Here is a 13,061-nt window from a genome sequence, read left to right as displayed (position 1 = left end):
GCCTGTGAAAAGAGGAAATCAGCTTGCCGCCAGCACGCGGCGCATGCGCTCGCCTGCCCGGTTGTGGGCGTGACAAATGGCAATGGCAAGCGCATCTGCCGCATCATTGCCCTTGAACTCGGCCTTGGGCATCAAAATCTTGAGCATCATGTGAATTTGCTGCTTTTCGCCATGGCCAACGCCGATCACCGCTTTCTTGACGGCATTGGGTGCATATTCGGCAACGGGCAGACCGGCACGGGCCGGAACCAGCATGGCAATGCCACGGGCCTGCCCCAGCTTCAAGGTTGCCACCGCATCCTTGTTGACGAAAGTCTGCTCCACAGCCGCCTCATGTGGCTGATGGGAATGGACGATCTCGGAGAGGCCATCATGCAGCTGGCAAAGGCGCGACGCCAGATCCATGTCGCCATCTGACGTGACAGTGCCCGACGCCACGAAACGCAGGCTGTTGCCCAGTGTCTCGATGATGCCCCAGCCCATTCGCCGCAGCCCAGGGTCTATCCCGATAATTCGAATCGCATTTTGCATATGGCATCCTAACGTTGCGGCTCGAAACCTGCCAGCGATAAGTGAACAAAACGACAACATCCAACCAAAAAGCGCCTTGGCCCTTGCACGAGTTTTTTTGATCCATCGTTCAATTCGCTGCGATTGGGCTGGCAAATCCGGCCATGTCGCTTACATCTTGGGCAACGAAATACGCACCAGGAGCGTCCAATGATCCCGTTTTCCATTCTCGACCTGTCGCCCATTGGTGAAGGCGAGACCGCGAGCAAGGCGCTTGATAATTCCCGTCGCATGGCCATCAAGGCGGAAGAAGAAGGCTATGAGCGCATCTGGTTGGCCGAACATCACGGCATGCCGGGCATTGCCAGCGCCGCAACCTCCATCGTCATCGCCCATGTCGGCGCGGCCACATCGCGCATTCGCGTCGGCTCCGGCGGCATCATGCTGCCAAACCATTCGCCCCTCGTCATCGCGGAGCAGTTCGGCACTCTGGATGCACTGCTTCCCGGTCGTGTCGATCTCGGGCTTGGCCGCGCACCCGGCACGGATATGCGCACCGCCCGCGCCCTGCGCCGCAATCTGGATGCGGGCGCGGAAAACTTCCCGCACGACATCATCGAATTGCAGCGCTATCTCGGCGCGCCGGAACCGGATCAGGCCATCCTGTCCGTACCGGGCATGAATTCCAACGTGCCGATCTGGATGTTGGGCTCAAGCACCTACAGTGCCCATGTGGCCGCAGCCCTTGGCCTGCCCTATTCCTTCGCCTCGCATTTTGCGCCTGATATGCTGATGGATGCCATCGCCATTTACCGCGACCGTTTCCAGCCATCGGAAACATTGAAAGAACCCTATGTCATGGTCGGCGTGATGGGCGTGGGTGCCAATACGGATGAAGAGGCCCGGCATCTGTTCACATCGGCCCAGCAGCAATTCGTCAATCTGCGCAAAAATGTCCGCACGCAGTTTCCGCGCCCCGTCGAAACCATGGACGGCCTATGGAGCGACATGGAGCGCATCACGGTTGATCATACGCTCCGATACGCAGTCGTCGGCTCCCATGCCACGATTGAGCGCAAGCTCGGCGACTTCCTGTCTGAGACAGGCGCGGATGAACTCATCATCTCCATGCCAGTCCACGATATCCAGAAACGCCTTCGCTCCGTCGAGGTCTTCGCGCAGGTGCGCGGCGGGCTGAAACTGGCGGCATAAGCCTATAACAAAGTAAAACCCCGGCGAGAGCCGGGGTTTTCTTTTTGTGTTCATCGCTGTCTTGGCCAAATCAGGCCGAAAGCTTTGCCATGATTTCTTCAGACACTTCAAAGTTCGAATAAACGCTCTGAACGTCGTCATCATCTTCAAGATTGCCGATCAGCTTCATCAGCGACTGCGCCTTTTCTTCATCCACCGGCACCGTGTTCTGCGGCTTCCAGATGGACTTGACGCTGTCAGCTTCGCCCAGCACCGCTTCCAGCGCCTTGGACACTTCGTTCATCGCTTCAAAACCGCAGATGATCGTGTGGCCGTCTTCGCTGCTTTCCACGTCGTCGGCACCAGCTTCAATCGCCGCTTCCATAACGCTATCGGCATCACCGACAGAGGCCTTGTAGCTGATTTCGCCAACGCGGTCGAAGGAGAAGGACACCGAGCCGGTTTCGCCCAGTGCGCCGCCAGCCTTGGTAAAGATGGAGCGAACGTTGGATGCCGTGCGGTTGCGGTTATCCGTCAGCGCTTCAACGATAACCGCCGTGCCGCCTGGACCGTAACCTTCGTAACGCACGTAATCGTAGTTCTCGGCATCTGCACCGGATGCCTTCTTGATGGCACGGTCGATGTTGTCCTTCGGCATCGATTGCGCCTTGGCGTTTTGCACTGCCAGACGCAAAGCCGCGTTCATGCTCACATCCGGCAGACCGGACTTGGCAGCAACGGTGATTTCACGCGCAAGCTTGGAGAACATCTTCGAACGAATCGAATCCTGTTTTCCCTTGCGATGCATGATGTTCTTGAACTGTGAATGGCCAGCCATGGCACCCCTGATCGGATCGTTTGTTTGGATTGCGGTGCTTATAAGTGCGATGGCCCGGCGGTTCAAGCCCACATGACCAACTCTTGTCGCAGCACGGTCATACTTCTCCTGCCGCCAGAAGGAACTGAAATCTCCACACTTCGTTTCGTTACCAGTCAGCAAATGTGAAGGAGACATATTGAATGGTCAGTTTGAGTGAAGCACGCGAAGCCCCTGCCCGTCAGCTCTGGGATGAGATCAATTCTGTTCATGCGGGCATGCTCGGCCTCGAAGGGCTCCAGAACCACATGCAGCCCATGGCACCTCACGCAGATCCGAAAACCAACACCATCTGGTTTTATTCCAAGAAGGATTCGCAGCTCGTCCAGTCGCTGAGATCAGCCTCCCGCGCCCACTTCTGCGTTATCGGCAAGGATCATGACTATCACGCCTGCCTGACTGGAAAGCTTGAGGTGCGTGACGACAAGACCAAGATCGATGAATACTGGAACTCGGTCACCGCCGCCTGGTACGAACACGGAAAGAGCGATCCCCTGCTCACCATGCTGGCTCTTCACGTCGATGAGGCTGAAATCTGGGCTTCCACCGATAGTACGCTGAAATTCGGCTGGGAAATCGCAAAGGCCAATATGTCTGATGACAAGACGCCTGATGTCGGCGTGCGCCAGCATCTGACATTCGCATAAAACCTTGCCCCGCCACCCGCATCTTCACATGCCTTGCGGCACCAGAATTTGCGGCTGGCGGGGCAGGCTTCTCATGGAGACATTGATCACCGGATCGTTCGCATAGGCTATCTGAAATTGCGGCCCGAACGTCACCAGAAATTGCTCCAGACCGCTTGGCTGGTGCATCGGCAAGATCAATGCAGACCGCAGCCGCTTGACGATCCGGCTCATACTGTCGGCCCCCATCGTCAATCCACCATCAACAGGCACCATCAGAATATCAAGGCGGCCGATTTCGGCATATTGCGTTTCGGTCAGCTCGTAATGCAGATGGCCCAGATGCCCGATGCAGAGGCCCGCAACCTCGAAGATGAAAATCGAATTTCCATCCTTTTGCAGCAGCCCGCCCCCACCCCAGCGGTTGCGAATATCGGATGTAACATTGCGAATATAGACATCACCCAACTGTAACTTATGCTCGGCTTTCTCTCCCGGGACACTGCCCCAGCCATGCAGAACATGTTTGATCGCCGGGTCTGGATGCATGATATAATGCGTGGAATGCGCATTGTTCATCGTCACGACGGTGGGCGTGACAGGCGGCAGATAGACACCGTTGTAATCAGTGGCAATCGTCACCCCCTCGGGCGAGGTGATGAGAAATGTCGAATGCCCGATATATTGTATTTTGACGTCTTCTTTGGTGGCTTGCACACGTTGCAGGCTGGTCGTGACGCTGGCGAAGGTAACACCGGGAAGTGTGCTGGCAATCGCCTGACACTGGCTGATCGGAGGTCGTGCAGATCTTTGCTGCGCCTGTGCCATCGTTCCGCACAGAACCGTGGCGGCCATCGCCAGAATGAGCATGCGAAGCATCACCACCACTCCCTGAACGAAATGAGTGGGGCCAAGATGCGGCAAGGCTCAACGATCGTCTACACGCAAGCGCGCTTGCGGCGCTCACAATGTCGTCATTGTCAGGATCTCAACGTCAGGCCCAGAAGGCCGGAACCGTTTCCGCCAGCCGTGGCCCCAGTCGCAGCGGCGCAATCTTTTCCGCCAAGCCGGTGCGGTCGGAAATCTCAACGCCCACGCCGCAGATGGTGGCGGGGCCGCTGGCCGCCTCAAACCGGCCCTTCGGCATTTTGGAAATGAAGCGGTTGATGGGCTCTTCCTTTTCCATGCCAAGCGAGGAATCGTAGTCGCCACACATGCCGGCATCCGACATGTAGGCCGTGCCACCATTCAGGATCTGCGCGTCAGCCGTCGGCACATGTGTGTGGGTACCCACCACAAAGCTTGCGCGGCCATCGACGAAATGGCCGAAGCACTGCTTTTCGCTGGTCGCTTCCGCATGAAAATCGAACACGATGGCATCCGCCTGCTCACCCAGCGGGCAGGAACCCAGAATAGTTTCCGCCGAGCTGAAGGGATCGTCCAGTTCCGGATGCATGAAAACGCGGCCCATAATGTTGGCCACGAGAATGCGGGCGCCATTGCGCGCATAAAACAGGCCGGAGCCCTTGCCCGGCGTTCCCTTGGGATAGTTGGCAGGCCGCAGAAACTGGTCGTGCCGCTGGCAAAAGCTCACAGCTTCCTTCTGGTCCCACACGTGGTTGCCAGTGGTCACCACATCGGCACCGGCATTGATCGTCTCGAGATAAATGTCCTCGGTAATCCCGAAACCACCGGCGGCGTTCTCACCATTGACGATGACGAAATCCAGTTTCAGATCGGAGATCAGTCCCGGAAGACGCTCCCACACCGCCGTGCGGCCCGTCTTGCCAACCATATCCCCGAGAAACAGTAATCTCATTCCGCCGTCCTGCTGTTGAAAAATCGCATGCCGCTCTCAGTCAGAATGGCATCCAGCGCCACATCATGCGCTTGCGCGGGCACTGATGGCACTTCCTGGCAGTCGAATGCAATGCCGATCAGCTTTGTTTCAAGCCCTTTTGCATGAAGTCTGGCAATTGCGCGGTCATAATGCCCCGCTCCATAGCCAATCCGCTGGCCCGTCGCATCAAAAGCGGACAGGGGCACGAGCAATATTGCGGGATAGAGCACCGCCGCATGCGCATCCGGTCCGGTGGTGCCAAATCCGGTTTTAACCAGCTCTGAGCCCGCCTCAAACTCGCGAAACGCAATCGTCTCCCGGTCCAGAATGACCGGCAAGCAGATCCGCGCTCCCTTGATGCGTAGACGCTCCATCAGCGGTCGAAGGTCCGCCTCGGACCGGATCGGCATGAAGCCTGAAACAATCGTACCCGCCTCAAAGCGGATCGCATCGGCACCGTGCTCGGCAATATCAAGGCTTTTGGCAGTGCGTTCATCAACGGAAAGAGCGTCCCGCAAGGCGAGACGCTCTGATCTGATCCGGGCTTTATCGAGGTCGCCAGATGTCATCAGGCAGCCCGGCTCACCAGCACCTTGTCGATCCGGTGGCCATCAAGGTCGATCACTTCAAAGCGCCAGCCATCGCGGGTGATGTGCTCACCCAGTTCCGGCAACCGGCGGAATTCGTCCAGTACCAGACCGGCAACCGTTTCAAACTCGGCATCGTCGGCAATCTGGAAACCCATGCGGTCGGCAAATTCGTCGGCAGGCATCCAACCGGCAACAAGGAAACTGCCGTCTTCGCGTTCAACCATGGCAGGCTCTTCGCCGTCATCTTCCTGAAACGCGCCGGTAATGGCTTCCAGCACGTCGCCGGAGGAGACAATACCTTCAAAGTGGCCGTATTCGTCATAGACCAGAACCATATGAACGGTCGAGCGACGCAACGACTGAATCACGTCAACAGCGCTGGTGAGGTCCGAAACGACGGGCACTTCGCGCAGTAATTCGCGAATGTTCAGCTCCCTGCCGGATGCGAGCGCATCAAACGCATCCTTGGCAAAGAGAACGCCGAGAATCTCGTCGGATGCCCCGTTTCTGACCGGCAGACGCGAACGTTGCGTTTCGCGCAACTGTACGCGGATTTCCTCCGGCGTGTCTTCTATATCCACCACTTCCACGTCGCGGCGCGGTGTCATCAGGCCGCGCGCATTGCGGTCGGCAAGGCGCATGACGCTGGTGATCATGGCGGATTCTTCGCTTTCGATGACACCGGCACTGTGTGCCTCGGCCAGAACGGTGCGAATTTCATCGTCGGTCACGGAATTGTTGGATTCACCGCTATGACCCAGAAGCGCCAGAATAAGCTTGCCGGAACGGTCCAGCAACCACACGATGGGCGCGCCGACTTTCGCTAGCAGAACCATGGCCGGAGAGACACGAACGGCAATTTTCTCGGGATCGCGAAGGGCAATCTGCTTGGGAACGAGCTCACCAACAATCAGCGATAGATAGGTGATGGCAACAACCACAATACCGACGCCAAGTGCATCGGCAGCACGGTCTGGCACGCCCTGCTCCAAAAGCCATCCGGTAAAGCGTGCGCCGAGCGTGGCACCCGAAAACGCACCCGACAAAACGCCAACAAGCGTAATGCCGATCTGCACTGTGGAGAGAAAACGTCCGGGATCTTCGGAAAGGGTGAGCGCCATTCCAGCGCCCTTGCTGCCCTGTGCGGCAAGTACTTTTAACCTCGCTGGTCTGGAGGAGACAACGGCGAGTTCAGACATGGCAAGCACACCGTTCAGAACGGTAAGCAGAACCACGATCATAATTTCAGTAAACAAGTTTCGCTCTTTTTGGGCTGTTGAACGGCACGTCGCGACTGCAACCACAATCGTAAAGGTTGAATGCGGGAGCGCACATACCAAGGCAAATAATAAGGATTTGTTCCACCAATGCAATGACCGGAGGATGAAAATTCAGGCCCAACAACTCTTGCCCCACGCAAAAAGCGTTCTGCATAGGCAGGTCACGCGAGGTGGGAGCAGGCTTGAGACAGACTGGGCCGCTTCTGGGCTGCTCGGGCCGGAGCGATAAATAAAGTGCGATCCGCGGCGACCGATGGAGTTTTACGATCCTGGGTGCCTACAAACGTAGGTGGGCGCCATATGTCCAAGCCCACGGGCCCTTTTATTGATTTTATTGAATTTTAGATCATCCTATAGAAACATACATGTACCACACGGTGTCAAAATTTTCAATGGAGTTTTGCAATCAACAAGCGCCAGATCGGCAAGATAGCTGAGATGCCATCACGAACAAAGTTCGACTTGCATCCTCGAATGAGCACGACGCAACGATTATTGCCCAAAAGCTTGCACTACCTAACCTCTCCGACTTTCACGAAATCTTTTGAAAAAGGGGAAATTTCTCTCACAGGCGAAGCGCAGATATTTCAGGAACCATGGCGGCAACTCTTTACTGATGAAGTACTCAATGCTGAAGAGTCTCCCTTGCTGCATTTCAACCGGTGAGGTTGATGGCTCATCTACTCGCGAACCAATAGTCCGCTGCCTGTTGACCGTCAGTTCGCACTCGACTGGACAAACGACTACTCCCGTGTATCACTCCTACCAAACCGCGAGTGTTAGCGCCCACCACAACTAGAATGAAGGTTGAGAAATGTTGCGTTCAGACGAACCTAAGCAATTTAAAATTTCGGAATTTTCCGTGTTTGGGTTGCTTGGTGACAAAAACTACACGCTCGAAATAGGGGCTGAAGCTAGCATAATTGTAGGACCAAACGGAGCAGGGAAAAGTAATTTCCTCAGTATATTCTACCTGGTGATATCCCGGCAGTGGGCAAAGTTGACAGACTACAGCTTCGCTAAAATAATTATCAAGTCAAAAAATTTAGAAATCCATTTCGATAAAGACGACTTACTTGAGATGACATCCTACATTGGAGAAAACCCCCGATACAAGCAATTATATACATACCTCGTCGAAAATAATATATTCGGAAACTTTGTATCCTCTGAAAGCATTCCTCTTCAAGACAGAAGAGTTTACTCAGAAATGTTCAAAATACCCACCATGGGGATTTCGACCTTTCATAGTCGACTTAGGGATGAGGTAGACCACGCAAAAAATTTCATAGCGGTTGAAAGCCTTATTGAGAAAATGGATCTTGGATTGATCATTTTCATGCCCACTTATCGGCGCATCGAAAAAGACCTTCGGAATTTCCTGCCAGAGGCAGCCCAAGCTCCGAGGGATAGCGGAGAACCAAATTCCCCCCAGGTAAAACCGCGAGCATATATTGAAGTAATTGGCGCAGGAATGCGCGATGTGCGGCGCTTGATAGAAAACAAGATCCATTCTATTGCAATTGCCAAGCAGCGAACCACCGAAAGGGCGGCGCAAGAATATATCTTGGACATCGTCCGAGGTTCTATATCAAATTTTTCGTTGAACAGGCTCAAGAATATCGACGAGGATTCGCTGCTATCTTTCATAGAGACATTAGACAACTCCATTTTTCGGAAGCAAGACAAGGCTAGGCTCAAGTCGCAAATCTTAGGCTTGAGAAATAGACCGAATAAAGCACCCAAAGCAGAGGAGCGTTATCTAGGTCTATATGTTGAAAAACTCCTGCAAGCCCAGGAACGTATTGGGGCACTTGAAGAGCCCCTCCGAAAATTAACGGAGCTGGCGAGTCAGTACATAGGCTCAGATAAGATTTTCAATTTCGTCGAATCGCCAAAATTCAGATCCCGAAGGGATGAAAATGAAGAACTCGATTTGGAGGTTCTCTCCTCTGGGGAAAAACAAATCCTCGCGATGTTTAGCTATCTCCTCTTGTCTGACGACAGCAAGTGCATCCTGATAGTGGATGAGCCGGAGCTATCGCTCTCGGTCCCTTGGCAAAAAACATTGCTACCCGACATCATATCTACTGGAAATTGCGCGCATGTATTTGCCGTAACCCACAGTCCATTCATATTCTCTAATCGGCTTCAGAATTGTTTGGTAGATACGCAAAGTATGGAAGTTGTGTACGCATGAGCTTTGCTGCAGTTTTACTTGACCACCAAGACACGCCATTTGCGAAATTAACAGAACTTCTTCAGCTCGAGTACAAAAAATATGAACATATCATTGCGGTAGAAGGGGTAGATGATGTCCTCTTCTATCATGACTTTTTAGAAGATTTGTTCGGACCGAGTTTTTTACCGATTCCGTGCGACAACAAAGAAGGTGTAAAGAACCTCAAAAAAGCATGTGAGAATCATAGCTGGGGCACCAAACCAAGTATATTTTATATTTGCGATAAAGATTTCGATGATATCATTGGTAGTAAGTGTGATGGAATTCATTACAGTCAATATTATAGTATCGAGTCTGAAATATGCACCGAGAAAGCGATTAAGTACGCAATAAACCGCGAAGTTTCACCTAAGCCAACGACGGCGAAATCATCGAAAATAACCACAGATTACTTGAATGGTCTAAAACAGTCTGCGCTACATTTGAAGATAGCGTCATGTTTAATGATAGAAGCTCGCAGCCGAGGTTTGCATCCCGAGTTCGACAGCGTGTCGATAAATGACTTTTTCTCGCAAACCGAACATGGATTGATCGCGCGTGAAGTTGATTATATTGATATACTTAAAAAATGGGATATTCCCACTGAGGGCTTTGCTGAGAGCGCCAAGCGGTGGGAAGAGCATCTAAGTGACGATGAATATCTATACTGGGTGAGAGGGAAATATCTAACACAACTCGCGAAAAAATGCCTTGAGACGGCTCTTAGAGAAAACTTGGTAACTAGCTATCAAAAATGCTGCGGCTATCTTGGTAGAGAGGGTATGAAAATTGCGAAGTTAGCTTTGAAAGAGATCCCCACTTTGTCTCTATCTGCCTCTGCGCATTTACAAGATATCAAACTCTAAAAGAGTTACATGGGGAGATTGAAGAGGTCCTACACAATTCAAGTTCTGACAACTGTGGGCGCTGCGTAGCGATACTATTAGTTGCCCACTTTCGCAGCTGCACGCGCACTTAGCTAAACAGGCGATGCGTGCTGTGAACAGTACATGGGGGTGACAACTGCACTAATGCGACTTCTAGAAGTGAATGGTATCGACTGCCTAAGTCAGCGGCATCGCTTCCCAACCGGTGAAGATAAGAAAATTGCCGAAAAGTTTTAAACCGTCAGTATCCTTGATGCACTAATTTGTTGGTAAGCGCGCAGGACCGGCTTGATATGCATGGAATAGCTCCCGCGCCATCACGGGCGTTATCCAAGAACCGTTCGATGATATCAATCGATGGATGAAACGGTGACATGACGCGCATAGCAAAGACATGTCGCTAACCTTTGTAGAGACTGATCCCTCTGCCGCTGAGATCGGAACGCGATGGTGTGCTTCAAAGAAAGATTCCTGAATATCCCGATCACAGGTCGGCGGGATAAAGTCACAAATCTCGCACCGCAACTCCTTAGAACGCTGCAATAAGCGTTTACGCAGCCTTGCATCTCGGAATCGGTGCCTGCTTGTAAGCCACCGCCCCTCAACAAAAACCTCTCCCTCTTCAATGAGCATTTCGATCGGCTCGTTGGTTTCTAGGGATACCCGAAGCAGTCCAGCGATCTCGGTCAGCTCAGATTTTCGTGTTTGCGGAAAAGCATCGACCGTCTGCATGTCAGTTTTGGAGTAACTAAGCCCGCGCCCGGGTTCGACAGCTGAAAAAAGGTTCTGGAGTTTGAGCGCTACACCGTCGGGATTTCTGAATTTCTCTGTGCGAACATTGTGAGGATGAATAGATATTCTACGCAGGAATTCCGAAAGCCCCATGACGTCTGAGTGTTTTCTGTCGATCGGCTTTCCGTGCTTATAAAGTAGGTCAAGCGCCAAGATCGTTTCGTCTCTGGTCCAATCCGGGTTTCCATGACCTTTCGTGATCGGCATACTGCGTCCTTACTGATGAAATGCTGTTAAAATCTGGCAAAGCATCTTTGTACCTCTTTTTTCTTTCACCATCCTCGCACCGATTTGGTTCTGTTGTCACTGCCTTTATTTGAGACTATTCGTATGTGTTCCAGTCAAAATAAACCGTGATGGGTTTCATGACGTAGGAAGGTACCGCATCCGCATTTGTGCCAGATGGGGTGACACTTTACGTTTGCCGCTGTTGGTGCACCGCGCTCTCAGTAATGTGGAATGTCTCGACGAACACCCTCTCCGTTTCGGAATGACGTTGCCAGCCTTTCTCAACTCGTGATTAGTACCGATTTGGTGAACTAACTGGTGGGCTGGTGGGATGATATACTGGACTGAAAACCAAGACTTGCTTGGTCGCGCTGAGGAATCTGCTTACATCATCAAGTTTTACAACAGCGTGTGGCTGAACGTATCGAGCGAGCCTAAACAGGTTCTTTCGTTTAGAATGTCGATGTGACATGGGGAGAAAGCAAACCTTCTTTATGAAGGGTCTTTTCACTGATTGAAGGCTCGATGCAAAGCTCAGTGATATGAAACGCCGCCTTCCTTAACGGGAAAGTGCATAGCGAAATAATTCGCAACGGCGTTTAGCGGCAACCCTTTCAACACGACAGCCTTCTCTACAGCAGCTTGAACACGTGCGACCATGGTCGGATCAGCCCGTGCAAGCCGGTCTGGCAACATGCCGATATCGACTTGCAAGTGCTCTGATGACCCCTCGCCACTACGGATGTGGACATCAACCATGTACGTGTCGCCGTGGAAGTAAGCAGATGGGTGGACGAAGAGTTCTTTTGTCATGTTCAAATCCCTGTGTTTCACACAATCAGACTATACTCTCTAATTAAAGTAAAATAAAAACAAAAATGTCTCCGCCTGTGTATAAGCCAACTATTGGTTAGTAGCAATTGACATGTCAATAGTATAAAATTCTGTTGTTTGGCAATTTCAAGGTCTATGAAAGACGGGTTTTGCCATGTACAACCATTCGTGGATAGGTTGAGGGCTTTTCATGTTCAAAGATAACACCGTGTTCGTTGTTGGAGCCGGAGCCAGTAGAGAATTCGGCTTACCTATTGGATCGGGCTTAATGTCACAGATAAAGCAGAACAGCCTTTTTCGCTTTGATTCTCGCGGTCTAAGGGAAGGCGTAAGGGAACTTTACCAAGCTTTAGATGAACCAAACCTACCTCACTCAGCATTACGTCTAAGTCTAGAAGCCATGGCAGAAATCAATCGCTCAATTGATTTCGCTGGTTCCATTGATGAATTCATCAATCGTCACGCTACCGACCCGGTGATAGCTAAGGTTGGTAAGCTGCAAATTGCATATGCGATCTCAATCGCGGAAAGGCAAAGCCTGCTAGGTCGATCCGGTAAAAGCGGTGAATCAGTGGAATGGGATGACGTTAAAGACACTTGGATTATGTCTTTCACGCAGATGCTTTTTGAGGGCGTCCGAAACGAAGATGTAAGTTCAATCGGAAACAATATTACCCTGATTGTTTTTAACTATGATCGGTGCATTGAGTATTTTCTGACGGAAGCTATCTGCAAGACGTTTCGGGGCGTGGATCGCGATCAGGCACTTCAAATCGTGGAGAATATGAACATTATCCATCCCTACGGCGCTTTGGGCAACCTGATCAAACATCCGTTCGGTGATGATGCACATCCAACAAAACTGAACTCCATGAGTCAGAGCATTGTCACGTGGTCTGAATCGGTGACCAGCAATATGGTTTCAGAAATCAACCGCTCCGTATCAACTGCAACAACTCTGGTGTTCCTCGGTTTCGCATTTGCACCACAAAACATGGACCTCCTGACTATAAAAAGCGCTGTCAACAAAGATAGGCAAGATGTTGAGACGTTTGCTACTGCCTACGGATACAGAGATGTGATCGACAGTCGTCTCAAGAAAAAGATCATCGATCTCTATTCGGACAAGATGACCTTGCCCCGTTGAAATAATCCATTTTGAAGTAAGCTCTGGCCCATTGAGAG

General features: G+C 51.9%; 13 protein-coding genes. 5 read left to right on the top strand and 8 right to left on the bottom strand.

Features of this window, described 5'->3' with window-relative positions; all coding sequences use genetic code 11:
* Positions 1–18: 18 nt before the first annotated feature.
* Positions 19–531 (bottom strand): crossover junction endodeoxyribonuclease RuvC, encoded by a 513-nt coding sequence (gene ruvC, locus RQI55_RS00065; protein WP_243255139.1) that lies wholly within the window; start codon positions 529–531, stop codon positions 19–21.
* A gap of 189 nt (positions 532–720) precedes the next feature.
* On the opposite strand from ruvC, the gene RQI55_RS00060 reads away from it, so the two are divergent.
* Entirely contained in the window at positions 721–1,722 is a 1,002-nt protein-coding gene (locus RQI55_RS00060) for an LLM class flavin-dependent oxidoreductase (RefSeq protein ID WP_243255138.1), read from the top strand.
* Positions 1,723–1,792: 70 nt separating this feature from the next.
* Here the strand turns inward: RQI55_RS00060 and RQI55_RS00055 are convergent, their stop codons facing one another.
* Positions 1,793–2,539, bottom strand: coding sequence for a YebC/PmpR family DNA-binding transcriptional regulator (locus RQI55_RS00055; RefSeq protein ID WP_243255137.1), 747 nt, complete (start codon positions 2,537–2,539; stop codon positions 1,793–1,795).
* Between the two features lie 182 nt (positions 2,540–2,721).
* Here RQI55_RS00055 and RQI55_RS00050 point away from each other — a divergent pair, with 182 nt between their 5' ends.
* Positions 2,722–3,225, top strand: a complete 504-nt coding sequence (locus RQI55_RS00050; RefSeq protein ID WP_243255136.1) for a pyridoxamine 5'-phosphate oxidase family protein — start codon at positions 2,722–2,724, stop codon at positions 3,223–3,225.
* 24 nt (positions 3,226–3,249) lie between these two features.
* On the opposite strand, the gene RQI55_RS00045 is transcribed toward RQI55_RS00050, so the two are convergent.
* The 4 genes from RQI55_RS00045 to RQI55_RS00030 form a co-directional block, all read right to left on the bottom strand.
* A complete protein-coding gene (locus RQI55_RS00045; RefSeq protein WP_409233667.1) occupies positions 3,250–4,086 on the bottom strand; it encodes an MBL fold metallo-hydrolase in 837 nt (278 codons plus the stop codon).
* A gap of 112 nt (positions 4,087–4,198) precedes the next feature.
* Positions 4,199–5,023 carry a TIGR00282 family metallophosphoesterase gene (locus tag RQI55_RS00040; RefSeq protein WP_192064432.1) on the bottom strand — a complete coding sequence of 275 codons (825 nt, stop codon included), beginning with the start codon at positions 5,021–5,023 and terminating at the stop codon, positions 4,199–4,201.
* On the bottom strand, positions 5,020–5,613 hold the full coding sequence (locus tag RQI55_RS00035; RefSeq protein ID WP_243255134.1) for a 5-formyltetrahydrofolate cyclo-ligase: 594 nt from the start codon (positions 5,611–5,613) through the stop codon (positions 5,020–5,022). The genes RQI55_RS00040 and RQI55_RS00035 overlap by 4 nt, the downstream gene beginning before the upstream one ends.
* Positions 5,613–6,875, bottom strand: a complete 1,263-nt coding sequence (locus RQI55_RS00030) for a hemolysin family protein (RefSeq protein ID WP_311272417.1) — start codon at positions 6,873–6,875, stop codon at positions 5,613–5,615. The genes RQI55_RS00035 and RQI55_RS00030 overlap by 1 nt, the downstream gene beginning before the upstream one ends.
* An 853-nt stretch (positions 6,876–7,728) precedes the next feature.
* Here RQI55_RS00030 and RQI55_RS00025 point away from each other — a divergent pair.
* Positions 7,729–9,114 carry an AAA family ATPase gene (locus RQI55_RS00025; RefSeq protein ID WP_311272402.1) on the top strand — a complete coding sequence of 462 codons (1,386 nt, stop codon included), beginning with the start codon at positions 7,729–7,731 and terminating at the stop codon, positions 9,112–9,114.
* Positions 9,111–10,001 (top strand): DUF4435 domain-containing protein, encoded by an 891-nt coding sequence (locus tag RQI55_RS00020; protein WP_311272403.1) that lies wholly within the window; start codon positions 9,111–9,113, stop codon positions 9,999–10,001. The genes RQI55_RS00025 and RQI55_RS00020 overlap by 4 nt, the downstream gene beginning before the upstream one ends.
* A gap of 279 nt (positions 10,002–10,280) precedes the next feature.
* Here the strand turns inward: RQI55_RS00020 and RQI55_RS00015 are convergent, their stop codons facing one another.
* Both RQI55_RS00015 and RQI55_RS00010 read right to left on the bottom strand, forming a co-directional pair.
* On the bottom strand, positions 10,281–11,021 hold the full coding sequence (locus RQI55_RS00015) for an HNH endonuclease (protein ID WP_311272404.1): 741 nt from the start codon (positions 11,019–11,021) through the stop codon (positions 10,281–10,283).
* A gap of 555 nt (positions 11,022–11,576) precedes the next feature.
* On the bottom strand, positions 11,577–11,855 hold the full coding sequence (locus RQI55_RS00010) for a hypothetical protein (protein ID WP_311272405.1): 279 nt from the start codon (positions 11,853–11,855) through the stop codon (positions 11,577–11,579).
* 211 nt (positions 11,856–12,066) lie between these two features.
* Between RQI55_RS00010 and RQI55_RS00005 the strand changes: the two genes are divergently transcribed.
* Positions 12,067–13,023, top strand: coding sequence for a hypothetical protein (locus tag RQI55_RS00005; RefSeq protein ID WP_311272406.1), 957 nt, complete (start codon positions 12,067–12,069; stop codon positions 13,021–13,023).
* Positions 13,024–13,061: the final 38 nt, after the last annotated feature.

It is taken from the genome of Rhizobium sp. WCS2018Hpa-16, from assembly GCF_031843705.1.
Lineage (GTDB): Bacteria > Pseudomonadota > Alphaproteobacteria > Rhizobiales > Rhizobiaceae > Agrobacterium > Agrobacterium tumefaciens_C.
Note: the sequence above shows the minus strand (reverse complement) of the source record. Positions and strands in the feature narration are given on the sequence as shown.

Excerpts from the sequence above, each read along its gene's own strand:
- ruvC (WP_243255139.1), bottom strand. The coding sequence starts at position 531 with ATGCAAAATGCGATTCGAATTATCGGGATAGACCCTGGGCTGCGGCGA.
- RQI55_RS00060 (WP_243255138.1), top strand. The coding sequence starts at position 721 with ATGATCCCGTTTTCCATTCTCGACCTGTCGCCCATTGGTGAAGGCGAG.
- RQI55_RS00055 (WP_243255137.1), bottom strand. The coding sequence starts at position 2,539 with ATGGCTGGCCATTCACAGTTCAAGAACATCATGCATCGCAAGGGAAAA.
- RQI55_RS00050 (WP_243255136.1), top strand. The coding sequence starts at position 2,722 with ATGGTCAGTTTGAGTGAAGCACGCGAAGCCCCTGCCCGTCAGCTCTGG.
- RQI55_RS00040 (WP_192064432.1), bottom strand. The coding sequence starts at position 5,023 with ATGAGATTACTGTTTCTCGGGGATATGGTTGGCAAGACGGGCCGCACG.
- RQI55_RS00035 (WP_243255134.1), bottom strand. The coding sequence starts at position 5,613 with ATGACATCTGGCGACCTCGATAAAGCCCGGATCAGATCAGAGCGTCTC.
- RQI55_RS00030 (WP_311272417.1), bottom strand. The coding sequence starts at position 6,875 with ATGATCGTGGTTCTGCTTACCGTTCTGAACGGTGTGCTTGCCATGTCT.
- RQI55_RS00025 (WP_311272402.1), top strand. The coding sequence starts at position 7,729 with ATGTTGCGTTCAGACGAACCTAAGCAATTTAAAATTTCGGAATTTTCC.
- RQI55_RS00020 (WP_311272403.1), top strand. The coding sequence starts at position 9,111 with ATGAGCTTTGCTGCAGTTTTACTTGACCACCAAGACACGCCATTTGCG.
- RQI55_RS00015 (WP_311272404.1), bottom strand. The coding sequence starts at position 11,021 with ATGCCGATCACGAAAGGTCATGGAAACCCGGATTGGACCAGAGACGAA.
- RQI55_RS00010 (WP_311272405.1), bottom strand. The coding sequence starts at position 11,855 with ATGACAAAAGAACTCTTCGTCCACCCATCTGCTTACTTCCACGGCGAC.
- RQI55_RS00005 (WP_311272406.1), top strand. The coding sequence starts at position 12,067 with ATGTTCAAAGATAACACCGTGTTCGTTGTTGGAGCCGGAGCCAGTAGA.